This is a genomic window from Dorea sp. 210702-DFI.3.125 (assembly GCF_020560945.1).
Taxonomy (GTDB): Bacteria; Bacillota; Clostridia; order Lachnospirales; family Lachnospiraceae; genus Dorea; species Dorea formicigenerans.
The window spans coordinates 77298-102922 of record NZ_JAJCNF010000003.1 but is presented as its reverse complement, the minus strand read 5'-3'; the positions used below and the strand labels follow the sequence as shown (position 1 = coordinate 102922).

Genomic DNA, 25625 nt, shown 5'->3' with positions numbered 1-25625 from the left:
CTCCTTTAATTAAATACTATTTAATAATTTTATCGTTTACTTTAAATGGTTCGTATGCAATTCCTGTCCACTCCAGTCCTGCCTGTCCTGAGAACTCCAGAACGTTCAGTCTGACACCGTGTACTACGACTGACAGGAAACACATGATAATATTCAGTCCGTGTCCGATGAGTACAACTACAACAGCGAGAATAATAAGCGGTCCGTGGAATCCTGCTGCGATTCCGTTAAAGCTCTGAGAAATGGCAAGTCCTGCCATACCTACTGCGAACAGACGGATATAACTCATTACGTTACCAAAGCAGCTGATCGTATTCAGGAATACGGTAAACGCATCTGCAAGACCAGCTTTCAGCCCCTGTGCAAATGTACGATCCGGTGACATTGCACCGAAGAGAACAACAAGTAAAAATGCTACACCAATCATTGCAAATACCGGTGTGATGTTAATGCTCTCTCCGATTACCAGATAAAGTGATAATAAATACATTGCTACAATTGCTACGAGCCAGCCAAGGTCTGCAACCCAGCTCAGGTTCTTCTCAGCAATCTTTTTCTTAATAGAGATCAGACTACCAAGCGCCATCTGAATTGCTCCTACAGAGAATGAGAACTTCATAATCGTGTTCTGCTGTGCAAGAGCTGTAACTCCGAAGTAATCCGGATAGTTTGCAAAGCTTGGAATTACCAGTGCTTTCAGGAACGGAACATTCATTGCTGACTCCATTCCGAACCAGGTACCGGTAATCGCTCCCCATATAACGGTTGCAATTGAAAGTACAAATAATAAGTAAACTATGTTGCTATATTTCTTTTCGCCTTTTGTCTTCACTGCAAATACTATTGTTCCGATCAGAATCAGCATACCATATCCGGCATCACCGATGATCATTGCAAAGAACAGTGTGAAGAACAGGAAGAACCAAAGTGAGATATCAGACTCTCTGTATCCCGGAAGGATTCCTAAGATATCAAATACCGGCTGGATCAGTCCGGAGACTTTTCCGTATTTAACTTTCGTAGGCACTTGATCGTCGTCCTCTGCTACGTCTTCCTGCGCCCAAGCCCATTTATTTGCTGAAGCCGCTTCTTTGAATTTTGGAAGGTCTTCCTCTGGAAGATATCCTGAAATCCATACGAAATCCTCATCGCTTTCTGCGGTCTCACTTGCGGAAGAATAATTCTCCTCGTTCTGAGCTTTGAGCATCTGAGCCTGAAAACTGGCATCATATACAGCAGCTTTTTTAAGAATCTCGTCGCACTCTGCGTTCTGACGCTGGCACTCCTCAATCTCTTTTGTAAGTTCACTGATTCCTTTTTCCGGAATTGCGAACTCTGCTGCCGGAATTGTTGCCGGTAAAGCTCCGATTACAGCAACGGTATCCATCTTATCAATAGTAGCAAGACGGATCATTTTAACTTCCGGATCCTGCTCAGCCATCTCAAATTCATTTTTTGCCAGACGGTAAAAATGAAGATCATACCCTGCTTCTTTTAATTCTTTTAATTCAGCCGGTGCGAAATCGCCCCATGCTTTTACTCGTTCTATCTCTGCACCTGCTGCACTCATTTCCTGGGACAGCGCTGACTTTTTGTCTAGTGCTGCAAGCACGCCCTGATACATCTCTTCAAACTGTTCGTCTGAAAGGATCGGAGCTTCTTCTTTCCCCTTGGATTTTTTATCCGGCGCATAGTCTAATAATACTCCGGCAGTCTTAGAAAGTGTTGTAAATCTTTCTGACGCTGCGCGTGCCGGACTTTTCTTCTCTGCCAGATGCAGAAGTCCGAGATCCCGAAGTCCATCGAGCATCTCATCTTTCTTGGAGACGGATGACACGACATAGACCATTTTCATCTTTTCAATCATTTTGCCGCCTCCACAAGTTTTTTCTTTGAAATCTTTCCGCGAACAACTGCCGCTGTCTGCTGATCTCCAAGGAATACACCGATCACACGGATATTCTCCTTTGCCTCCGGAATCTTAACTTTCTCGAACAGATTTACTCTCTGAGATGTAGCACGAAGCTCATTCTCAAGAAGTGTTTCCTGTTTTCGAAGTGTAGATACCAATGCATCCAGACGAGCAATCTCACGAAGTTTTACAATTGCAGTATCAACCCACAAAGGATAGTCGTCAACATCGTAAACAATGTCTTTAAATGTCAGCTCCTGAAATGTTGGAACCGTTACACCTGCGATGTTCTCATTCTTACAGATAACTGTCTCTGGCTGTACCAGGTGATCGAGTTTTTTCTCTTCATCGAAGATTTCATTCTCCGCGAAAACTGCAACCCAGTCATCCAAGTCTCCAATCATCTGAGCACGTTCGACTTCCTTCTGCTCCAGTTCAGCTTTCGTCTTCATAATTACCGATTGCAACTGCTGTTTTTTAAGCTGCAGAGTAGGAAGATAGCGCTGATACTGTTTCAGGTGGTCTTTCTGCACCTTCTGCTCATTTTTTGTAAGTTTGATAGCCATCAACTACTCCTTTTAGTTTAATGCCTCTTTCTTTGGCCATCTTTCTTTCAGAAGACTTGTCTTCAAACCAGTCTCATTTGGCTCGAAGCACTCTGCAAGAATTTCCCAACCAAGATCAAGTGCATTTTCAAGTGGGATATTAACACTAAGGTCCATTAATTTTGTTTCGAACAATTCACCGTATTTCAGGAGTTTCTCGTCCCATTCACTCATAAGGAATCCCATGGATTTCTTCTCGAGAGCTTCCTTGTACTGTGAGTACAGACGAATCATGCCATCCATCAATGCACGGTGGTCATCTCTTGTCTTACCATTTACGTTCTGTTTCAGACGTGAAAGAGAACCGAATGGCTCGATATGTCCATTTTTCAAATAATACTGACCTTCAGTGATATAACCTGTATTATCAGGTACCGGATGAGTTACATCATCACCTGGCATTGTTGTAACACCAAGGATTGTGATAGAACCTGCACCCTCGATATCAACCGCCTTCTCATAACGAGATGCAAGGCAACTGTAAAGGTCTCCCGGATAACCACGGTTTGATGGTACCTGCTCCATCGTGATAGCCATCTCTTTCTGTGCATCTGCGTAGTTTGTCATGTCAGTAAGAAGTACAAGTACTTTCTTTCCGGCAAGAGCGAACTGCTCTGCAACAGCAAGAGACATATCTGGAACCAGTGTACACTCAACGATCGGGTCAGCTGCTGTATGAATAAACATAACTGTGTGGCTCATTGCTCCACCTTTTTCAAGTGTATCGCGGAATGTAAGGTAATCGTCATATTTCAGACCCATACCTCCAAGTACGATAACATCTACTTCTGCCTGAAGAGCGATACGTGAAAGTAACGCATTGTAAGGCTCACCTGAAATAGAGAAAATCGGGAGTTTCTGGCTCTCTACCAGTGTATTGAACACGTCGATCATCGGAATACCTGTACGGATCATATTCTTAGGAAGAATACGTTTTGCAGGGTTAAATGAAGGTCCACCGATCGGAATCATGTTCTCTGTAAGTGCCGGACCGTGATCTCTTGGAACTCCTGCTCCGTCAAATACACGTCCGAGCAGATGCTCTGAGAAGGAAACCATCATAGGTCTGTCAAGGAAACGAACAGAATCGTTGGTTCCAACACCCTGTGCACCTGCAAATACCTGAAGAGATACAATGTCTCTGTCAAGTTTAATAACTGTCGCGTAACTGTCACCTACTAAAGCAAGGTCGCCAAGACGAACACCTTCTGCTTTAACAGTAACAACGTTACCGACGATTGATTCAATTTTTGTATATACTTTCTGCACTTTAGAACCTCCTACTCAACTGCTTTTGACTTGTAGAATTCCTCAATCTTCTTCGCCTGCTCATGGTATTCTGGTGTCTCAAAGACAGTACCATGCCAGTCAAGGAATTCCTGTCTCAACTGGTTGAAGAAGCTTCGAATTTCATTCTTGTCTTCCAAATCATAGGACGCCATTAATGCTTCATAAAGTTTATCGAATTCCTGTCTCTGTCTCTCCGGTGGGCATGCTGCGTCAATCGGATCGAATGAGTTCTGCTGAAGATATACAGCATCAAGAAGTTCGCCTTTCTGATAAATGATGTAGTCTTCTGCGGATGTTCCTTCCTCACCAACTACCTTCATCATCTGATTGATCTCGTTTCCTCTTGTAAGGATTGCACGAGCCTCTTCGATACGTCCCATATCTACAACACCGGTATATTTAGACCATGAATCCATCGGATGGATTGCAGGGTATTTACGAGCATCTGAACGCTCTCTTGAAAGTCCGTGGAATGCTCCAACTACCTTCAGTGTTGCCTGTGTTACAGGTTCCTCAAAGTTACCACCGGCTGGTGATACTGTACCACCGATTGTAACAGATCCGACTTTACCATTCTTAAGTCTTACTTTACCAGCTCTCTCATAGAAAGAAGCGATTGTAGACTCAAGGTAAGCCGGGAATGCCTCTTCACCTGGAATCTCTTCCAGACGTCCTGACATCTCACGCATCGCCTGTGCCCAACGGCTTGTAGAATCTGCAAGAAGAAGAACGTCAAGTCCCATCTGTCTGTAGTACTCTGCAAGTGTTACGGCTGTGTAGCAGGAAGCCTCTCTGGCCGCTACCGGCATGGAAGATGTATTACAGATGATGATTGTTCTTTCCATAAGAGATCTTCCTGTCTTAGGATCTTCCAGTTCAGGGAACTCTTTCAGAATCTCTACAACCTCACCGGCACGCTCTCCACAAGCTGCCACGATAACGATATCTGCCTCACCATTCTTTGCTTCCATATGCTGAAGAACTGTCTTACCAGCTCCGAAAGGTCCAGGAACGCAGAATGTTCCACCTTTTGCTACCGGGAGGAATGCGTCTACACAACGAAGCTGTGTTACCAGCGGCTCGTCCGGACGAAGTCTCTCATCATAGCATTTTACAGCCTGTTTGATTGGCTGTGAGATTACCATGCTGAGTTCTTTCTCCTCACCTTTGCTGTTTGCGATCACGCAAATTGTTGCTCTTACATTATAAGAGCCTTTTTCTTTAATAGATTTAACTGTCCAGTCACTACCTTTCAGTGTGAACGGAACCATAATTTCATGTTTAAATAATCCTTCAGGAACACTACCGATTGAATCTCCTGCTTCTACGGAATCTCCAACTGCTACAGATGGTGTGAACTCCCAGTCTCTATCTGGAATAGGATCAAGATACACACCTCTCTCAAGGAAGAATCCACACTGCTCTGCAAGATCCGGCAACGGGTTCTGAAGTCCATCAAATACCTGGGTTAACAGACCTGGTCCAAGTTCTACGCTCATCAGCTCACCAGTAAACTCTACCTGATCTCCGACTTTGATACCATTTGACATCTCGTAGATCTGCATGCTGGCAACACCATTGTTGATTCGGATAACCTCTCCTTTAAGACGTTTTCCATCAACAAGAATATAAGCAACTTCGTTCTTATGAACTGCACCATCAAAGCTGACGTTTGCCAGGTTTCCGTTAATACCAGTTACATATCCTGTTACTGTTTCCATCAATTCTCTCCTGTTATAAGCTATATACGCGTTGCTGCACCTGATCAAAAAGACGTTTGAATTCCTTCTGTCCTTTTGACTGAACAAAACAGCTCTGGCGTTCAAGCAATTTTAATTTAATCGCATACCCGAATAAATATACATCATCGAAAGTATGCAAGCCTACCAATGAATCAAGATTATCAAATTCATAATCCAGCAAGATCTTCTCTGCTTCCAGCGGATTCTTTGCAGCCAGCGCTGCTCCTGCTACCTGTGCAGTCACAGAATCCTTATCATAGGATGCCAGATATGGTCTTCCCAGATTTACACTTCTCTGATAGTTGAGTTCGCTCATAAGATTCTTATAAGAGGCAGCCCACTCTTTCATGATTGGTCCCTCTTCTGACGAAAGTGTCAGGTTCTTTAAGCACTCATACTTTGATTCACTTACATTTGACTGGCACATGCCAAGAAATTCCTCATAGGAAAATGGCATCTCCCCGTCTGTTCTCAGGTCCGGCAGGCTTGATATCAAGTAATAATATGAAGCCATATGCACCTCCTGTTAGAAATCGAGATCTCTGAAGTATGGCATCAGCATCTGCATGATCTCATCATCAGAACAGTCGAAATAACCTGAACCGTCTTTTGCAGCCAAACGGAATCCTGCGCGGACACCCTTTGTAGGTCTGATTTCAAGTCCATTCTTGATCTCTTCTGCAAGTTCTGCTTTGAGTGAATCGTTCACTTCTGAAACTTCAACTGCATAATTCTTCACATCTTCATCTGATACTACAGCGTGGATCAGTTTTCCAAGAGCTGCGTCTGAGAGATTGTTCTCAATCTTTGCTGAAAGAATCTTTTCAAATTCAGCCTGTACCTCAGTTTTGAATGCAAGCATAGCATCTCTTTTTGCCTGCTCTGCACTGATTGCAGCGCTTTCTTTAAGAATACCGATCTCTTTTTCTGAAGCTTCCTGAACACTCTTAGCCTCAGCCTTCGCATCTGCTACAATTGTTTCTGCTTTTTTCTTAGCTTCTGAAATAATTGCTTCTGCTTCTGCATTAGCCGCCTCAATTCCGTCTTTGCGGATTGACGAAACTAAGTCTTGAATCTGTAATTCCATAAGTTCACTTCCTTTTCTTTATTTTCTTGGTTCTGTTATGCCACAGCATCTGCTGTTATGGCATTTTTCGGACTTTTAATTCTTCTTTCAGGCTTTCATCCCATTGTCCGTGTCTGGGACTCAGCAGTACAAAGCTTCCCCAAGCTTCACATTAAGAACTCCAGAGGTTTTCCGTTCCCCCTTCTTCTCAATGGCTGCTTCTGCCGTTTGCTCACCACCTCTCCCTTTAGATAGAATAAACCTTCTAATTGAAATTATAATATACCAAACCTGGAAAATCTATAAATTTATCATTTTTTCATATATTTACAGAGTGTTTTTATATTTTCATGAAGGCTATTATAATAGTTTCCCTGAGTCTCCCCAGTGTAATCTGTGCAGATGTCCTTCCAGATTCATCCCTGCAAAGCCATTTTGCCGCAGAGCTTCATAAAGAACAATCGACACGGAATTGCTTAAGTTTAAAGATCTGATATCACCCACCATCGGAATTCTTACACAGTCTTCCTGATGTTGTACCAAAATCTCCTCCGGTATCCCCGCACTCTCTTTTCCGAACATAATATAGCAATCCGGTTCATAACTCACTTCCGTGTACACCTTCGGTGCCTTGGTCGTCGCCATGTAGATCTTTGCTCCTGGATTGCGTTCCAGAAAATCCGCATAATCAATGTATGTAGTCACATCCAGACTTCCCCAGTAATCCATACCGGCCCGTTTCAGGTTTTTCTCATCCAGACGAAATCCTAATGGTTCGATCAGATGTAATCTGGTATTAGTTGCCACACATGTGCGTCCGATATTCCCAGTATTCGCTGGTATCTCCGGTTCGTGCAGTACGATATTTAGCATTTATCTATCACCTTTCTGCATTTATTCAAAAAAACTATTTGTACAAAATTGTACTTAATTTTATACAATAAGTCAATGGTTTTTCTAGTAAAAATGTGTTTTTCTTTCTATCTTAATTGATATTTTTTGCATATTATGAACAAATTACTTGCAGAAAGAGACATACCTGTATGCTTGCAGATATGTCTCTTCCCTTTCATTTTTTCTTTATTTTCAGGCTTTATTAGCATTTTTTTAACAATATCAAAGCCTCTATTTTTTTCTCAGTTTTTCGATAAAATGATTTACCCGTCCGAGCGCTTCTTTCAAATCGTCCAATGAATATGCGTAGGAAATTCGGATATATCCTTCTCCACTTGCACCAAATGCACTTCCCGGAACAACTGCGACCTTCTCCTCTCGAAGCAGTTCCGTCGCAAATTCTTCAGACGTCATCCCAAACTCCTGAATGTTCGGGAACACATAAAATGCTCCAAATGGCTCAAAGCAACGAAGCCCCATTTCTTTAAACGTATGCATAAGATAACGTCTTCTCTCATTATATGCTGTGCGCATCTTCTGAATCTCATCATCACAGTTCTTCAATCCCTCGATTGCTGCATACTGACTGTTTGTCGGTGCACACAGGATTGCGTACTGATGGATCTTCACCATCTGCTCCATGATGATCTGCGGTCCGCATATGTACCCCAGTCTCCATCCCGTCATGGCAAGACCTTTTGAGAATCCATTTACGACCAGCGTCCTCTCCCGCATACCAGGAAGGGATGCAATGGAAACATGTTCTGTCTTATAAGTCAGTTCTGAATAAATCTCATCAGACAATACATAGAGATCATATTTCTCTACAAGTTTGGCAATCGGTTCCAGGTCTTCTTTTGTCATGATCGCGCCGGTCGGGTTATTCGGGAACGGAAGCACCAGAATTTTTGTCTTCGGTGTGATTGCAGCTTCCAGTTCTTCTGCTGTTAGTTTGAATTCATTCTCCTCTTTCATCGGAATCGGCACCGGCACACCATCTGCCAGTGTGACACACGGTGCGTAGGATACATAAGACGGCTCAGGCACAAGCACTTCATCTCCCGGATTTAGCATAGCACGCATGGTAAGGTCAATTCCCTCACTTCCGCCAACCGTTACCATAACCTCATGCACATAGTCATAACGCACATGGATCTTTCTGTCCAGGTAGTTGCTGATTTCCTGACGCAGTTCCTTAAGTCCTGCATTTGACGTATAAAATGTACGTCCTTTTTCCAGAGTATAGATTCCTTCCTCCCGTACTCTCCAAGGAGTGTCAAAATCCGGCTCCCCCACTCCAAGGGAAATTGCATCTGGCATCTCGCTTACAATATCAAAAAATTTACGGATACCTGACGGTGCAATGCCGGTTATTTTCTTAGATAATGGATCTCTCATTATGGCATCACCGGTATCCTTTCTTCTTTTTTCTCATGTTTCAGGATCGTTCCATGATCCTTATATTTCTTTAAGACGAAATGTGTCGTTGTTCCTACTACACCTTCCAGAGTCGATAACTTCTCTGATACGAATCTTGATACTTCCATCAGTGTCTTTCCATCAATGCTGACAAGGTAATCATAAGATCCGGAAATCAGGTAAACTGCAGTTACTTCCGGATAGTTCACAATACGGTCAGCCATATGGTCAAATCCACGCTCTCTCTGCGGGGTCACGCGAACTTCGATCAATGCATTCACAAAACCTCTTCCGGCTTTGTCCCAGTCGATTAGTGTATGGTAACCACAGATAATCCCTTCTTTCTCCATGTCTGCGATTTCATTTGCAACAGAAATTTCGTCTGTCCCAAGTAAAATTGCAAGTTCCCCAAGATCAGCTTTGCTGTTCTTTTCCAGATGTTTTAATATCTCACTACGAATTTCGTTCATCTTAAACCTCCACTTTGGAGGATTCTGCTATATCTTCATCAATTCGTCCGGAGCAGGACGGTCGATATAGCGGATGTCCTCCCCATTCTGTATTATTTTGTCATTATTATCCGTAAGGCGTCCGATCACAGCCGCCTCTGTCTCTTCTTTTCGAAGCGCATCTGCCAGTGCTTCCCCGTCATCACATATCATTAATATGTTTCCCGTGGAAGCAAGCTGATACGGATTGAGCTTGTAATATTCACAAATCTCGATTGTTTCTTGTCTCACAGGCATTGCCTTGAGATCCACTACAAGTCCGGTATCAGCTTCCTTAGCCAGTCTGTAAAGTGCGGCAAAGATACCGCCTTCTCCAACCTGGCGCATGACAGATACGCCTCCGGCTTTTGCAACCCTGATTTCACGTTCTGCGAAGATGGTCTCTCGGAATTCCTCTACCTGATGCAAAAAAGTTCCGGAAAAACGCTTTCCAAGTTCTCTTCTTTTTTCATCCAGGATACGAAGAGTTCCCTCCAGGCCAATCCATTTTGTAAGGACAATGTCCTGACCGGCTCGCATCGTCTCCTTGTTCCACGCCTGCTGCTTTACATCAGCCGCCAAAGCGTTCACCTGTACAAATGTACCTGCTGCCCAGGCTGCGCGGATAATTTCCGGCTCCCAAAACGTCTGACCGTGTTCTCTTGCGCAGCGCGCGGCTTCAGCTTTCACATCATAAAGATGCGTTTTCTTTTCTTCCAGCGGTGCACAGACTCTGATTTCCATCTGATCCACTCGTTCCGCCCGCGTCAGCACTTCATTCATTGCCGCCGCGACTGCATATCGTCCAATCTGTTTTGAATTTCCGTAAGCTGTTGCCATCTCACTGACCACACAGCCATGTTCTGTCTCAAACTTCATATCTTGTCTGTTCACCTCCTGTCTTTTATTTCATTTATTTTCTCATTGATTTCCTGATTTTCAAAAAAACAAATCTGTTCTTTTTACCCGGCAGAAAATTCCTCCCGGCATTCTTACTGCTCAGACGAAGATTCCATGGAACTCGCCTCGCTGATTGCCGCCTGTATCTTTGCTTTATCCTGTGTTGAGACTGCTTCTTTCACAACCGCTGCCGCACTGCTGTTCTTTGTCTTGATTCCTACAGAAATGGTTTTGTCCGCTTTGCTGTAAGTACTTTCGTTAATGACATCTTTGCTCACCTGCTTACCATTCTCATAGACAATCTTCCAAAGTTTTACTTCTTTCCCCGTATGTGCACTTCCGGTCACTTCCATCTCTCCAAGCGCCAGTTCAGCATCTGCTTTATACTTGACTCCCGGCTCTTCTGTCGATACCTCTTCCGACTCAAATTCAATCTTTCTTGTCTTATCTCTTGTCTCTTTTCCGTAAATTGCAAAACAAAGCTGATTATCGTCATCAATCTCTCCAAAAATGTAAATCGGAGTATCATAGTTATTTTCAAACACAAAATCTTTCGTGTCACCAGCAATTGCCGCATCTCTTGACGGCGGTACATAGGACACCAGCATCGAATGTGGATACCGTTTTACGACTTTCAATTCAGAGAATAGCACTGCATTGTAGAGTGTCGTGGAAACCTGACAGATGCCACCGCCATATGTATCTACGACCTGACCATTCTCATAAGAACCTGCCTGCACATATCCATGTTCTTCATCATATGGTGCTGTTACATCGTGAACCGAAATCTGTTCTCCCGGCATCACGACTGTACCATTCAGTTTCTCCATACCATTTTTCAGATTCTTCCAGCGTTCTCCGCCTCCGGCATCTGTAGAAAATGAGCCAAGTTCATCCTGTATCGTGGACAAATCCGCCTCTGTCACACTTGGCTGTTCTTCTTTTACCTTTGCCTCCATGGCGAATGATCCATGATCCCAGGAGTCATTTAAATGTTTCTTAATTGCTTTTATAGTTCCACTCTTATCTACGGTCTCTCCAATTTCCTCTTTGTTAATCTGAAGTCCGCTTCCACTTTTCGTAATGGTCGCATTCTGTGCGTGCTTTGCAAATGGAACTGCCCGTTCTTCCAGAATATTCTCCGTCGCTTTCTGATCCAATGTATATTCCGGGCTCAGGACAACTTTTTCTTTAGATAGTTTACGAAGACTCTTATATCGTCCAAAAAGTCCGCCGCTTTTTCCATAGTCCATGGCAGCCTTCACATTCGCCTTCACGTCTGCGTAATCAAATCCACATTCCTCAAGTGTCGCTTCTGTCTTCTGACCTTCCACAGTCAACGATACCGTCTGCTTCTGATCTGCTTTCTTCTGACCGGCCAGTTTCTCTAGTGCCTCTTTTTTTGAAAGCCCGGACAGATCTACGGTTCCGACATAGATATTCTCTGCAATCTTATCCTCCGGAAACTGTGATACATAGTGATGAAACGCGCCACAGACAATTCCAAGTATCAGAATACAGCCTGCAAGACAAAATCCTGCAATCCTGATTCTGCGTCTTCTCATTCTCGCCTGTTTCCTGGTCATTCTCCTGCGTCTTCTTCGCGCCATCTTATTTTCTGCATCCTTTCCGGTTTATTCTAGGCCATCATATAAGGGATAATCATCGTTGCCACCATCGCGACAATCACAACAAGTACTACGATTGAAATGATTCTCCTTGTCTTTTTATCATTGAAATTCATTCTCTATCCTCTTCTTTCCAACGAATCTTTCTTTATCATACACGTTCTCGCTTCCTGATTCAATGGATTTCGAAACTTGTAATCAAAAAGTAACATTTTCCCCATATGCGGGAAATATTCCAGGTGCGTCATCTTGCGCATCTGATTTCTATCAAACTGTTCATATCCCGGCAAATGCTTTCGTTCTTTTTCCTCTTCTTCATAAAATGCTCTGACAAACCGCTTGTCTGTTGCATCTTCGCCTGCAAATTCCGGACGGCTCTTCGCATTTTCCCTGAGATAATAATCATAAGTCAGAAGTTCCCGCATTACGTCTGCCTGCTCTGGATATTTTTCTTTCACAAAATCCAGCACGATCTCATACCGGGCGCTTCTTCGGTGCTGAATCCCCATGTAATCATGCTCTTCATAATACTGCCACAAATCTTGGTACATCTGATATGCAGATGCATAGTTTTTCACCAACGCTTCCACTACATGGGTGAATTGTCCACTATTATAGTAGATTTCCACCATTTCTTCAATCCCTTTCAGCTCAATTACATCTGAATATGGAAGCCATTTTGTAGAAAGTACTTCATACGGCGGCTCATCTTTATATCGCAGCTCATATTCCTGCTGCATCTCCTGCATATACGAACCTTTTAACACTTTCAGAAAACCAAGCTGTAACTGGTCCGGGCGCATGCTGTAGACATCATCAAATGACTTTCGAAAGCTTTTTATGTCTTCATACGGAAGTCCTGCGATCAGATCCAGATGTTGATGGATATTTCCCTTTTCTTTTATCCTTGCCACATGCTCACGGACTTCCTCAAGCCTCATTGTTCTTCGAATCTCCCGAATCGTATCCGTATTCGTAGACTGCACCCCGATTTCCAGCTGGATCAGTCCCGGACGCATCTGCCGGATCAGTCTGATTTCCTCATCATTCAGCAAATCCGCCGCAACTTCAAAGTGAAAATTCGTGATTCCATTGTCATGCTCCTGAATATATTTCCAGATTGCCATAGCATGGTCATATTTACAGTTAAATGTACGATCCACGAACTTCACCTGCGGAACCTTATGATCCAGAAAAAACTGCAGTTCATTAAACACCAGATCCAGGCTCCGGAATCGAAGCCGCTTATCAATCGAAGACAGACAATAACTGCATGAAAATGGACACCCCCGGCTCGTCTCATAATAAATAATCTTGTTCTCGAACTTTTTCATATCGTGATAGACAAATGGGACCTCACTCAGATCCATTGGCACACGCCACGGCCGCTCACAGATCGTCCCATCCGGACATCGGAATGTAATCCCGTCTATCTGCTCCAGCGATAATTCTGATGTTTCGGAACGCTTCCCATACACTTCACATAATTTTGCAAATGTCTTCTCACCTTCCCCTTTCATCACACCAGTCAGTTCCGGCAGCCTCCCCAAAGTCTCCCGGGAGTCATAGGACACCTCCGGTCCCCCTGCCCAGATGATTACATCTTTCATAACTTTTTTCACATCCCGAATCATCGACTCCACATAATCCAGATTCCAGATATAGCATGAAAAACAGATCATCTCTGCCTGTCTCCTATAAATATCTTTTAAAATCTCATCTCTGTTCTGATTGATCGTATATTCCGCCAGTTCTATCTGAACATTCACATCCTGCGGCATATTCTTTTCGGCATATGTCTTCAGACAATACACGGCAAGGTTCGAATGTATATATTTCGCATTGATCGCGACAAGTAAAATCTTCATAAATATATGCTCCTTTTCGAACGATTATACCACCTGAAATCAAAAAGGGACAGGTTAAAGTTCAATTGGGGACGGGGTTTTTTTGAAAAAGAACCGGGGTAAAACTGAAAAAACCCCGTCCCCAATTGACTTTTCCACCATCTTCCGTTATAATATGGACTTGTGCAGCCGGGGTGGTAGCGGTACCTTGAACCTGCAATCCGCTATAGCAGGGGTGATGTTGTGCCGAGGGCATTGGTCTGGTGAAGCCGCCCCTGGTATGTGGCGTTGATATCTGGGTCTTACGCGACGAAAATCCATGAACCGTGTCAGGTCGGGAACGAAGCAGCACTAAGTGGAATCTTTCGGGTGCCGTAAGGGTGCCTGGGTTGAGTTTACTGCCAGGGTAACGTTCGTTGGATCGTGTTCGACGCACAACGCACGAAAAAAATAATATTCGTGCAAAAAATAAAAGCAATAATCCGTAACTTTGGATTATTGCTTATTTTTTTTACGCTTTTCCCTCAGTTCTTTAAAAAATGTTTTCATCATCTGACTGCATTCTTCTTCCAGAACTCCTGTTGTAAGCTCTACCTGATGATTGAACTGTGGCATCTGCAACAGATTTAATATAGATCCTGCGCATCCTGCCTTTGGATTCATGCAGCCAACTACAACTCTTGTCATTCGAGATTGAACGATTGCGCCGGAGCACATCTGGCACGGCTCCAGAGTCACATACATCGTACATTCTTCCAGCCGCCAGTCTTCCATTTTCTTACTTGCTTTACGGATTGCCTGAAGCTCCGCATGAGCCAGTGTATTTTTATCGATTGTTCTTCGATTATATCCGCGAGCAATAATTTTGTCCTGATACACGATTACACAGCCAATCGGAACTTCTCCGATAGCATATGCCTTTTTCGCCTGTTTGATTGCCTCCCGCATATATTTTTCATCTGCAGTCATTTTTACTCCTTACTATCTCGGCGGTCTTCGCACCTGCCGGCACCAGTAGCCGAATTGCTGATTTTCATTTCTTTCCTGTGGTTCAAGCGTCACATTCACATCTGCTTCTGCAATAAATTCTGGAAATCCAAATGTTGCCGCCGCTCTTGCTTCCCGTTCATGATAAATGCCAGGAACTCCTAGCTTTAATTGATTACCTTCGTCGATCAGAACAAGATGCCGGTAATTATAATATCCATGAAGCAGAAAATTATTATTGGCAAGTTTCCACTCGCATCGTGGCAAGATACTGATTTCTCCACGCTGGATTTTCATGATCTGCCGCCGGAAATTTTGCAAATCTATGTCTCTATCGTCTTTCCTCAGATCTTTTTTCTCCGAGGATTCTTCTACTGTTTCCTGTTCTTTTTTCTCCGGGAGCTCTTCTACTGTTTCCTGTTCCTTTTTCTCCGAGGATTCTTCTACTGTTTCCTGTTCTTTTTTCTCTGGCTGTTCTTCTTCCAGATTTTCTGTCTCTTCATCGTCCCCGAACTGCGTTTCTACCTCTGCCTCTTTTTCGTCTATACTCTTAATACTCTTAGATTCCTCGGCGGTTTTATCACTATCGAATTCTTGAAAGACCTTTGCCCTCGCAATATCAAGGTCTCCATACATTTCCTCATTCCAAAGCGCTACATAAAATGCTTCCTTGGGATCACCAAGACCAAGCCCACAAATGTCATCTTTTTTCTCACACGTCTGACCGACACTCTGCTCTGTCTTTCCATAGCCAGCTCTTATCAGTTCTTCTGTATAGCAAAAACATCCCCCGCAGGAAATCATTCCAATCTGTATCTCTCCTGCCGGAACGAAAAGTATATTTCCCATCTCAGAATCCAATTTTATAAAATAACAGGAAATGTTTTCATTGCTTTTTCCACACAGCCCTTTCCCATGTACAGAAATCGTTGTTTCTTTCCCATCTTGTTCGACTTTTACAAACCCGACATTTCTTTTTTTCTGATTTCCTTCATATTCATACAGATATCGAATAAACCTCTTCAATCCTATCCGTCCTGACTTGTATCATTTACCACAGTCTATTCTGTTCCACTCAAAAACATTCCTCGCATTTCCTGATAAAGACGCATTGCATAGCTGTCCGTCATTCCACATATATAATCTGTCACAAGCAGAATCCTCAAATACAGTTTTTCCGCCTCTGTCTTGCCCTCTGCCTGACAATGATATGCCCGCTTATAGTTATCAGAAATAAATGACACAATCCTAAGATCCATGGAATTTAATTTCTGCGACGGGTCATCATATTTGATGATTGCTGTCATAAACTTATCCAAAAGATCACTCAGCATGACAGATTCTGTCACTTCCATTCGATAAATAGGTTCCGATGTAAAGACTTCTCTGTATGCCAGGTCACCAAGAAGCTGCATCAGCCTCTCACAGTAAGTACCGTGAAACAAATCATACTTATATTCACCCTTCATAATTGCATCATAATTCGATGTAAACCCATAAGTTGCGCAGTTGATCACAAATCCCTGCACACGGATGATCCAGTTCTTTACTGCATACTCCTCTGGATTTGCCACATGCATCTCTTTCCCCCGAAAATATAACTCTTCCAGCTTATCCGCCGGACGAAATATATTCGTTTCCTGATGATACATCATTTGCAGTTCCTTAAGTTCCTCCAGCAATGTATGATAACTTAAGTACCCTTTTACAAATGCATCCTCGATATCCGCAGTCTTATATGCAATGTCATCTGCCGCCTCTAATATAAACGTCAACGGATGCCGACAGCCATTCGTTCCAGTCTCCCTCTCGATCTCACGGAACATTTTCTCATCTGCCAGATAATATCCCATCTTGCGCGTCTTAATATCCCCGGAATCCAAGTCGATTCCTGTGGACGGCACCGGATATTTTACAATGGTGCTCAGAAGCGCATACGTCAGGTTCATACCTCGCTCATCCACCAGAAAATGCAGTTTCGTCACAAGCCGGAACGCCTGTGCATTTCCTTCAAAATGATACAGATCCTCTACCATCTGCCGGCTCATCACTTGTTCCATCGGCTTTCCATGATATGTCATAAGTGGCAGCTTCCGTTCGAACCACTCCCGGATCACATCTTCTCCAAAATGCCCAAAGGGCGGATTCCCGATATCGTGAATCAGCCCTGCGCATTGCAAAATATTACATATATCTTCTTTCATCTGTGGTGTAAACTCAGAATCTTTTTTGTAAACTAAAATGTTTTCTCCGATGTTCTGTCCAAGAGATTTTGCAAAAGAAGAAACCTCCAGAGAATGAGTTAGTCTTGTCCGGATAAAATCACTTTTATCCAGTGGAAATACCTGTGTCTTATCTTGAAGTCTTCGAAATGAAGCACTGCCAATAATTCGATGGTAATCTTTTTCAAATTCACTCCGCAAGTCTGAACTTTTAGCATTTCTCCCTCTCGTCTGTCCACCACGACATCTCTTTGCCGACAGAAGTTCTTCCCATCTCATCTTCTTATTTCTCCTCACAAATGATCTACTATTACTTAATCCAGATAAATCGGAGGCTCGTAATCCTTGCCGAGAAGCGCTTTCTTGCGCTCCTGATATCCAAGGAATGCCCACTCTGTCATGTCGGTCCACTGATGATCACTTCTGTCATAGACCTGGACATAACCGATTCTCTTTGGATGCATTCTCACACTGTTTGATTCATATTCCATGCCTGTATATGGATTGATATCACCCACATTTTCTTCTTCTGGCGCTTCCCAATCCTGTGCGGTATCAGCAAACTCTTCTTCCATATCCTGTTGATTTTCCTTAACATATTCTTCGTATGCCTGCTCCTCTTCCTGATACGGTTCTGACTCCTGATACTCTTCAGCTTCCTGATATTCTTCCGGCTCCTGATGCTCTTCAGCTTCCTGATATTCTTTCGGCTCCTGATATTCTTCTGACTCCTGATACGGTTCTTCTGATACAGCCTCTTCTGTCTTGTCTTCCGGCTGCGCCTGATTCATCGCAGATTCTGCCTCCAACTGTTCTGTGGCAGCTTCCTGCTTGTCCTCATGAACCGCCTCTGCTTGCTTTTTCTTACGGCGCGGGAAATAAGCCCTCCAGCCACGTGGCTTCTCCTGCTCTTTTTCCTGTTCCTTTTCTCGCTCTCTTTCTCTTTCTCTTTCTTCTCTGTCTTCTCTTGCCTTCTTCTCTTCAGCCTCTATCGCAGCCATTTCTTCCAGAATATCCTTCACATCCTCCTGCTTGTCATACTCAACATCTTCCGAAGACTGCGGCTCTTCTTCATATTCTGCCGGTTCTTCATATTCTGCCGGCTCCTCATATTCTGCCGATTCTTCATATTCTGTCTGGTCTGCATATTCTGATGTTTCTTCCATCTGATCTAAATCTTTATGGATATCTACCAGTTCTCCAATTGTAATATCACGTTCTGCTCCAGATATGCCAAATTCCCTTGCTTTTACCGGCTGTTCTTCCTGTACCTGCTCTGGTTCATCATACTCCAGATTCAGTGTCAGCTGTTGTGGTTCTTCATCTATAATAATATTATTTTCAGCTCGCTTATCGATTTTGATATTTTCACGGGTTGTATATTCACTATCCGCATTCTCTTCCAGTATACTCAGATGAAATGGGCACTCTAATATAGATGCAATTAAACGCATGTCCTGTTCCTGAAAATTATCTCTGGCCAGTCTCTGCGTCAGATTCTGTCTGGACATTTTCTTTCCTGTTCGTTCTTCAATCATCTCCGCAAGCTGCTTGATCGTCATATCTTTACGGTTCAGAACGATTTTGACCTGTTCCCCAAATGTTAACTCTAACATCGCATTTCCTCCTTATTAAATTTCCCTTACTCTCCCTTGAAAATTTTCTGTCTTTGTAAACTTTTTTGTTGCTAGATAAACCCTTATTTTTCCTCTTTCATTTTAGCAAATGCCCTGTATCAAGTCAACTTAATTAAACTGGAACATAATGAGAGATATTTTCATAAAACCCATTGACAAATGCTATTCTAACGGGGTACTATATGTATTAGTTTCACACTTTAAACAACTAAAATTTTACAGTGCGAATATTATAGATGTTACATATATAAAAGTATAGAAGGAGTTACTATTATGATTATTGTATTAAAACCACTTTCCCCAAAGGAAGATATTGAACGTGTTGAAAATATGGTCAAAGCAAGAGGTCTGGACACTCACGTAATTGAAGGAGCAGAGATGACGATCATCGGCTGTATCGGTGACACATCACGTATCGACGCGAAACTCTTCGAAGTTGATCCTGCTGTCACAAAGGTTATGCATGTGCAGGAGCCTTACAAATTAGCAAGCCGCGCTTTCCACCCGGACAACTCCATCATCGATGTGTCCGGAGTCAAGGTTGGAGGAGATAATCTGGCGCTGATCGCCGGACCTTGTTCTGTAGAGTCTGTAGACCAGGTTCTTGAGATTGCAAAAGCTGCGAAAGCTTCCGGAGCCAACATGCTCCGCGGTGGTGCTTTCAAACCTCGTACAAGTCCATATTCATTCCAGGGACTCGGTCTTGAAGGTCTGAATATCCTCTGTGAAGCAAAAGCTGCAACAGGACTGCCAATTGTTACAGAATTGATGTCCGCCGAATATCTGGATGTATTCAACGAAAAAGTTGACCTGATACAGATTGGTGCAAGAAACATGCAGAACTTCGATCTGTTGAAACAGTTAGGACAGGTAGACCGCCCGATTCTTCTGAAACGTGGTCTAAACGCTACCTACGAAGAGTGGCTGATGTCTGCAGAATACATTATGGCATCCGGTAATGAAAATGTTATTTTATGTGAGCGCGGTGTCCGTACATTTGAATCCTATACAAGAAATACACTGGATCTCCAGAGCATCCCGGTTATCCAGAAACTTTCACATCTTCCGATCATCATTGATCCAAGCCATGCCGGTGGAAAATGGTGGCTGGTTGAACCAATGGCTAAGGCTGCTGTTGCTGCAGGAGCAAACGGTCTGATGATCGAGGTTCATAACAATCCTGAGATGGCACTGTGCGACGGTTCCCAGTCTCTGAAACCTGCGAAATATGATGCACTGCTGAAACAGGTTGCTGAGATCGCAAAAGTAGTCGGAAAAACATTTTAACTATTCAAGACCCGTTCGCGGGTCTTGACGTTTTCACAGGTGTAAAAGAAAGAAGAGGATTATCAGCATGGAATTATATGTAGACCTCGGAGCACACAGCTACTCCATTTATATTGAAAATAATATTTTGAAAGATACCGGAAGCTATATCGAAAAAGTTTACTCCGGAAAAAAAATCATGATCATCTCAGACGACAACGTATTTCCTCTGTACGGAGATACTATTGTAAAAACACTGGAAGATAAATATGAGGTTCATTCTCTTATTCTCCCACACGGTGAGCCAACCAAGAATTTTCAAAGTCTTCCGAAAATCTATTCCGCACTTTTGGAAGCCCGTTTTTCACGAAGTGATCTGATCATTGCCCTCGGAGGCGGTGTCATCGGAGATCTGGCAGGATTTGCAGCCGCAAGCTTCCTTCGCGGGATCAAGTTTATCCAGATTCCGACCTCACTTCTGGCACAGGTCGATTCTTCCGTCGGTGGAAAAGTCGCCGTAGATCTGCCGGAAGGCAAGAACCTGGTCGGTGCTTTTTATCAGCCGGCTCTTGTGCTCATCGACCCACTTGTATTAAATACACTGCCAGATCGTTACATCAACGACGGTATGGGCGAGGTCATCAAATACGGCTGCATCTGGGATGCTGATTTATTCAAAAATCTGGAGGCACACACCTCATTTGAAGATTTGAAGAAAGATCTGACCGAAGTTATCTATCGCTGTGTAGATATCAAGCGAATCGTTGTTGAGCACGATCAGTTCGACACCGGCGAGCGCATGCTCCTGAACTTTGGTCACACTCTGGCACACACAATCGAACAGCATTACCACTACACACGCGAAAGCCACGGTGAAGCAGTTGCCATCGGAATGTATCAGATTACAAAGATTGCAGAGGAAATGGGACTGACGAACCCCGGCGAAGCGGAACATATACGCAAAGTCCTGGATGTCTATGGACTTCCACACAAGTGTGACCTTATGCTCCACGACCTGATCGGAGCCATTGCCCTCGACAAGAAAAACCTGGGTGGAAAATTAAATGTCGTGCTGCTCAAGGAAATTGGTAAGAGTTATACCTACCCGACTACAACGGAATTTTTCACAGAGCATGATCGGATGGTGTAAACGAAAATATAAATTGTAATTTTGACCCTATATATAATAGTAACCCCTGAATAAAATATGAGACAATTTTCTGTAGTTGCTGCGCCGCTTATCTCTGTGTGATTATACAAACTCGCCATAAAGACGGCTCAAACAGTGTATAATCACACAGGCTATGCTCGCAACTACAACGCAAATTGCTCAATTATTTTATTCAGGGGTTACTATTTCTATAGCCGGGAATTTACAATTTATATCTTCTTCCCGCCACTAAGCAGTTATCTGAACCGCAAGCAGACCTTCATGAAATTTTCCTATTCTTGAAACTTCCGCCGACTCCCACTACTCCTTCTTCTTATGAAATATAAAATAACCTAACCTTCACAACTTTCGCATACGCGAAGTGAAAAAGGCAAGAGCTCCCTCTCCTCCCGCATAAATTTAACGCTATATACAAAGCACCAAATAGCTGCTCTACAATAATTGAGTCATTTTCGTCATAGTTGCGAGCATAGCTTTGCTGATTATACACTGTTTGAGCCGCTTTTGGGCGAGTTTGTATAATCAGCAAAATATAAGTGGCGCAGCAACTATAGAAAATAACTCATATTGTAGAGCAGCTATTTGGTGCTGTATATATCCTTAAATTTAATTTTAGACAATAAAATAGGACTGCATGTTTGGGAGGTTGCAGCCCTGAGGAAAAAGTTATGAAAAAGAAAATTGTTTTGTTCTTTCGAACAATTAATAGTATAGACACAAAGTGTGATGAAACTATGTTTAAAATGAAAACTAATTGTGAACAAAATATGACTGAAACCATTCATATAATTCTTCCATAGTCCCTTTGTACTCTGTCTCAACTTCTTCTAATGGAATGTTCTTTTTATTTTCCAGTGTATCTGTTAATAAATATGTCTTTACGCCAAGGGAGCGGATCGTCAGGTCTTCCTGCACATCATTTCCTACCATGAGGCATTCTTTTGGATTAAGTCCAAACTCCTCCATAACTTCCTGAAAATATTTCGGATTCGGCTTGCAGTAATGATATGTTTCATAGGTCGTAATAACTTCAAAGTCTTCTGCATCGATTCCTGCCCAGCGGATACGGTTCATAGTTCCCACACGCGGGAAGATCGGATTGGTCGCAAGGTACACTTTCACACCATGTTCTTTCAACAGTTTAACAACCTGGTCTGCGCGCGGATTCGGTTTTGTAGATGCAATTGCCTCATTAAATTCATTTGCATAAAAATCCAACGTCTCCTGCTCTACCTCTGCTTTGGAAAGCCCGGATATTTTTTCAAAACATTTCCAGAAGGCATCCTCGTTGGTCGTGCTTCCATCATTCAGTACCATTGCCTCCACACCTTTCCAGATCGTCCCGATCAGCGCTTTCGGCTCCATTCCATATTTTACAAATCGTTTTGCCAGAAGTGGCATATAATACTTTACAAATTCATTCTGATCCATAGGAAGTAATGTCCCATCCAAGTCAAATAATACATGTTTTATCATATTTCGTTTTCTATCATCCTTTCTATTTTCGCTTATGACAGTTACAGGGGCAAAATCGCCCGTCAGGCGCTTCTGCCCCATTCATTACTTTAATTACTATTCATTTTCAGTCTTTATTTTAGCATTTCAAGAAATCCTGTACCATCACCATGATACTCGATTTCAAATATCTGTGCAAGGGTGGCCGCTATATCAGCGTAAGTATCTCTTGTTCCGATATTCACGCCCTGTTTCCAGCATTTACTGTAACCCAGAAGCGGTACAGACTCACGCGTATGATCAGTTCCTTTATATCCCGGATCACAGCCATGATCAGCTGTGATAAATAACACATCATCGCCGCGCATATTAGCAAGAAATATTTCAAGATCCTTGTCAAATTCATTTAATGCAGTTGTATATCCTAAAATATCTCTTCGATGGCCATATATCATATCAAAATCAACCAGATTAATGTAGCACAGTCCATTAAAATCTTTCTTTTGCAACTCAAATACTTTCTCCATGTTCTTTTTATTTCCATGGTTCGCAGTTGTCTCTGTGATTCCTTTTCCGGCAAATATATCATATATCTTGCCAACACCGATGACATCTTTTCCGGCATCTTTCAAATCATCCAGCACCGTCTGTTTTGGCGGCACAAGCGAAAAGTCATGTCTACGGTCTGTTCTTTCGAAGTTCGGATATTGTCCTACAAATGGTCTTGCAATGACTCTTGCTACTGCATGAGCGCCCATCAGAATCTTTCTTGCTATTTTGCAATATTCATACAGAGTTTCTACCGGCACAACATCTTCATGAGCTGCAATCTGGAACACACTGTCAGCGGATGTATATACGATCAACGCACCTGTTTCCATGTGCTCACGCCCATAATCCTTGATAACTTCTGTTCCGGAATATGGTTTATTACACAGCACTTCCCGTCCTGTCTGCTTTCGGAATTCATCCAGCACATCCTTCGGGAATCCGTCTGGATATACCGGAAATGGTTTCGGAGATATCATACCTGCCATCTCCCAATGCCCGATGGTCGTATCTTTTCCCATAGATTTTTCATGAAGTCTTCCGTAACATCCAATTGGACTTAAAGACTTATCCCCATAATTCATCTCGTCAATGTTATAAATCCCCAATTTTTCCATATTCGGAATATGCAGTTTTCCGGAATCATAACAAGTCTTCCATGTATTGCTTCCCTCATCACCAAATGCTTCTGCATCCGGTGCATTTCCTATTCCTGCACTGTCCAGTACGATCCAAAATGCTCTCATAATAACCCCTGCCTTTCGTATTATGCGTTCGCTTTCTTATAGGCAACAAACTCTTCAGGACTCAAAAATGCATCCTTATATCCAAATTCTTTAAATCACTATCGTCTCTTGCTTTCCCATGTATAAATAAAAGTTTATCAAGAAGGACTTTTTATTGCATATATTTTTTTAGTTTCTCGGTGTCAGCTCTACATACAAATCTTTGTATTGTTTTGCACTCTTTTCCCAGGAAACATCTTTGTTCATATCCCGGATCACCATATCATCCCAATACTTCCTGCTCTCAAAATAGAGCGTCTTTGCCCTGTTAATGGCATCGTAAAGAAGTCCGCTTTCATACCGGTCAAATGTAAAACCATTCCCTGTATTGTCGTACATATTATAAGGGGAAACGGTATCTTTAAGTCCTCCTGTTTCTCTGACAATCGGAATCGCACCATATCTCATAGCTATCAGCTGTGTAAGCCCGCATGGTTCAAATCTTGACGGAACCAGGATCGCATCACAGCCCGAATAAATACCGTGGGCGACATTTTCATTGTAATCAATGTATGCGCAGAAACTGCCTTTATATTTATATTCATAATAACGGAATGTATTTTCATACCAGGCATCACCGGTACCAAGAACCACCACCTGTGTATTTCCATCCATAATCCCCGGAATTACAGCATTTACAAGATCAAGGCCTTTTTGGTTGGTAAGACGTGAAATAAGTCCGATCACCATCTTATGGTCATCCACTTCTAATCCCAAAGATTCCTGGAGTGCTTTCTTGTTTATCTTTTTATTTTCTACTGCTGACTCGGCATCATAATTAGCTGTTAACAGTTTATCTGTTGCAGGATTCCAATTATCTGTATCAATTCCATTCACAATTCCTCTGATTTTATTATTATGATATCTCAAATGTTCCGCAAGACCTTCACCGTACTCTTCCGTCTGAATCTCGCCCGCATAAGTATTGCTAACTGTCGTAATTTTATTACAGTAAGCGATACCGCCCTTTAACATATTGGCATCCAGCCAGTTCTGAATCATGCAGTCTTTATTGAATACATAATCCGGAAGACCTGACCAGTATTGAATCATTTTTCTGTCATATATTCCCTGGAATCTCAGATTATGTATCGTAAGTACTGCATTTGCCCGTCCAACATTCGTATTCTGAAAACAGGTTCTTAAATAAAGCGGTACTAAAGCTGCCTGCCAGTCATGACAATGTACGATGTCAGGTGTCCAGTCCAGATAATTGAGTGCGGCAAGAGATGCCTTCGCAAAATAACAGAACTTCGGAATATCATCTATGAGGTTCGTATACGGATTACCCCAGGAAAAGAACTCGTCATTGTCGATAAAATCATAGACAACTCCATCTTTCTGATATTCCATGATTCCTACATAATACTGTTTCCCGTCAGAACAAAGATCCATATAAAAAGAACCTCTGTACTCCATCTTTTCCTGAAACTTCTGAGGAATACATTTATATCTTGGAAGAATTACCTTAACATCCAGATTTAACTTCGCCAGAGTCTTTGGAAGCGCAGACATAACATCTCCCAGTCCGCCCGTCTTAACAAATGGATAGCATTCCGAACCGATGAACGCAACACTTCTTCGCGGTCCTAAATCCAGCTGTACCATCTGTTCCTCCTGTTTCACAGGGGTTTTGTTTACAACTGCTATTTGCTTAACAAAATTCTTTTTTCTATTCTTTTTTCTACTCATATCTGGTCTCCAATCTGCAAAACATTTGCCCCATCACGGATAATATCATCCTATTGTTTTATTTCAAGAA

At 42.7% G+C, this 25625-nt stretch carries 21 protein-coding genes and 1 other RNA gene; 3 read left to right on the top strand and 19 right to left on the bottom strand.

Translation table 11 applies throughout. The features are described from left to right. Positions 1-16 precede the first annotated feature (16 nt). The 12 genes from LI164_RS02545 to LI164_RS02490 form a co-directional block, all read right to left on the bottom strand. Complete coding sequence (locus tag LI164_RS02545) at positions 17-1867, bottom strand: V-type ATP synthase subunit I (protein ID WP_005331893.1); 1851 nt, start codon at positions 1865-1867, stop codon at positions 17-19. Further along, the gene (locus tag LI164_RS02540; RefSeq protein ID WP_005331891.1) at positions 1864-2478 is read right to left on the bottom strand and encodes a V-type ATP synthase subunit D; all 615 of its coding nucleotides are present in this window, start codon (positions 2476-2478) and stop codon (positions 1864-1866) included. The genes LI164_RS02545 and LI164_RS02540 overlap by 4 nt, the downstream gene beginning before the upstream one ends. A gap of 12 nt (positions 2479-2490) precedes the next feature. Beyond that, on the bottom strand, positions 2491-3786 hold the full coding sequence (locus LI164_RS02535) for a V-type ATP synthase subunit B (protein ID WP_005331890.1): 1296 nt from the start codon (positions 3784-3786) through the stop codon (positions 2491-2493). An 11-nt stretch (positions 3787-3797) separates the two neighbouring features. After that, positions 3798-5528, bottom strand: a complete 1731-nt coding sequence (locus LI164_RS02530; protein WP_005331889.1) for a V-type ATP synthase subunit A — start codon at positions 5526-5528, stop codon at positions 3798-3800. Positions 5529-5541: 13 nt separating this feature from the next. Continuing rightward, positions 5542-6063 carry a hypothetical protein gene (locus tag LI164_RS02525; RefSeq protein ID WP_005331888.1) on the bottom strand — a complete coding sequence of 174 codons (522 nt, stop codon included), beginning with the start codon at positions 6061-6063 and terminating at the stop codon, positions 5542-5544. Between the two features lie 12 nt (positions 6064-6075). Next, the gene (locus LI164_RS02520) at positions 6076-6636 is read right to left on the bottom strand and encodes a hypothetical protein (RefSeq protein ID WP_005331887.1); all 561 of its coding nucleotides are present in this window, start codon (positions 6634-6636) and stop codon (positions 6076-6078) included. A 339-nt stretch (positions 6637-6975) separates the two neighbouring features. After that, complete coding sequence (locus tag LI164_RS02515) at positions 6976-7488, bottom strand: tRNA (cytidine(34)-2'-O)-methyltransferase (RefSeq protein ID WP_005331883.1); 513 nt, start codon at positions 7486-7488, stop codon at positions 6976-6978. A 252-nt stretch (positions 7489-7740) separates the two neighbouring features. Next, entirely contained in the window at positions 7741-8907 is a 1167-nt protein-coding gene (locus tag LI164_RS02510; RefSeq protein ID WP_005331879.1) for an aminotransferase class I/II-fold pyridoxal phosphate-dependent enzyme, read from the bottom strand. Next, positions 8907-9398 (bottom strand): Lrp/AsnC family transcriptional regulator, encoded by a 492-nt coding sequence (locus LI164_RS02505; RefSeq protein ID WP_005331874.1) that lies wholly within the window; start codon positions 9396-9398, stop codon positions 8907-8909. The genes LI164_RS02510 and LI164_RS02505 overlap by 1 nt, the downstream gene beginning before the upstream one ends. A gap of 27 nt (positions 9399-9425) precedes the next feature. Beyond that, positions 9426-10295 carry an AIR synthase-related protein gene (locus tag LI164_RS02500; RefSeq protein ID WP_227086700.1) on the bottom strand — a complete coding sequence of 290 codons (870 nt, stop codon included), beginning with the start codon at positions 10293-10295 and terminating at the stop codon, positions 9426-9428. A gap of 113 nt (positions 10296-10408) precedes the next feature. Continuing rightward, a complete protein-coding gene (locus LI164_RS02495; RefSeq protein ID WP_227086699.1) occupies positions 10409-11881 on the bottom strand; it encodes a VanW family protein in 1473 nt (490 codons plus the stop codon). A 182-nt stretch (positions 11882-12063) separates the two neighbouring features. Next, a complete protein-coding gene (locus LI164_RS02490; RefSeq protein ID WP_227086698.1) occupies positions 12064-13812 on the bottom strand; it encodes a B12-binding domain-containing radical SAM protein in 1749 nt (582 codons plus the stop codon). A gap of 160 nt (positions 13813-13972) precedes the next feature. Between LI164_RS02490 and ffs the strand changes: the two genes are divergently transcribed. Then, an RNA gene (gene ffs, locus LI164_RS02485) (signal recognition particle sRNA large type) lies at positions 13973-14236 on the top strand. A 50-nt stretch (positions 14237-14286) separates the two neighbouring features. On the opposite strand, the gene tadA is transcribed toward ffs, so the two are convergent. Genes tadA through LI164_RS02465 form a run of 4 tightly spaced genes read right to left on the bottom strand, consistent with a single transcriptional unit; the run spans position 14287 to position 18616 of the window. Next, on the bottom strand, positions 14287-14760 hold the full coding sequence (gene tadA, locus LI164_RS02480) for a tRNA adenosine(34) deaminase TadA (RefSeq protein ID WP_005331869.1): 474 nt from the start codon (positions 14758-14760) through the stop codon (positions 14287-14289). Positions 14761-14772: 12 nt separating this feature from the next. Further along, the gene (locus tag LI164_RS02475) at positions 14773-15804 is read right to left on the bottom strand and encodes a hypothetical protein (RefSeq protein ID WP_227086697.1); all 1032 of its coding nucleotides are present in this window, start codon (positions 15802-15804) and stop codon (positions 14773-14775) included. 35 nt (positions 15805-15839) lie between these two features. Then, positions 15840-17279, bottom strand: coding sequence for a deoxyguanosinetriphosphate triphosphohydrolase (locus LI164_RS02470; protein WP_117657450.1), 1440 nt, complete (start codon positions 17277-17279; stop codon positions 15840-15842). A 35-nt stretch (positions 17280-17314) separates the two neighbouring features. Then, complete coding sequence (locus LI164_RS02465) at positions 17315-18616, bottom strand: hypothetical protein (protein WP_227086696.1); 1302 nt, start codon at positions 18614-18616, stop codon at positions 17315-17317. Positions 18617-18910: 294 nt separating this feature from the next. Between LI164_RS02465 and aroF the strand changes: the two genes are divergently transcribed. Then, complete coding sequence (gene aroF, locus LI164_RS02460) at positions 18911-19924, top strand: 3-deoxy-7-phosphoheptulonate synthase (protein ID WP_005331864.1); 1014 nt, start codon at positions 18911-18913, stop codon at positions 19922-19924. Positions 19925-19991: 67 nt separating this feature from the next. Next, entirely contained in the window at positions 19992-21053 is a 1062-nt protein-coding gene (gene aroB, locus LI164_RS02455) for a 3-dehydroquinate synthase (RefSeq protein WP_173793729.1), read from the top strand. 771 nt (positions 21054-21824) lie between these two features. Here aroB and LI164_RS02450 read toward each other — a convergent pair. From LI164_RS02450 to LI164_RS02440, 3 genes are all read right to left on the bottom strand, one after another. Beyond that, positions 21825-22550 (bottom strand): HAD family hydrolase, encoded by a 726-nt coding sequence (locus LI164_RS02450; protein WP_227086695.1) that lies wholly within the window; start codon positions 22548-22550, stop codon positions 21825-21827. 113 nt (positions 22551-22663) lie between these two features. Next, positions 22664-23824: a phosphopentomutase gene (locus tag LI164_RS02445; protein WP_005338144.1), complete on the bottom strand. Its 1161-nt coding sequence runs from the start codon at positions 23822-23824 to the stop codon at positions 22664-22666. 168 nt (positions 23825-23992) lie between these two features. Continuing rightward, a complete protein-coding gene (locus tag LI164_RS02440) occupies positions 23993-25555 on the bottom strand; it encodes a glycogen synthase (protein WP_118358344.1) in 1563 nt (520 codons plus the stop codon). Positions 25556-25625 lie beyond the last annotated feature (70 nt).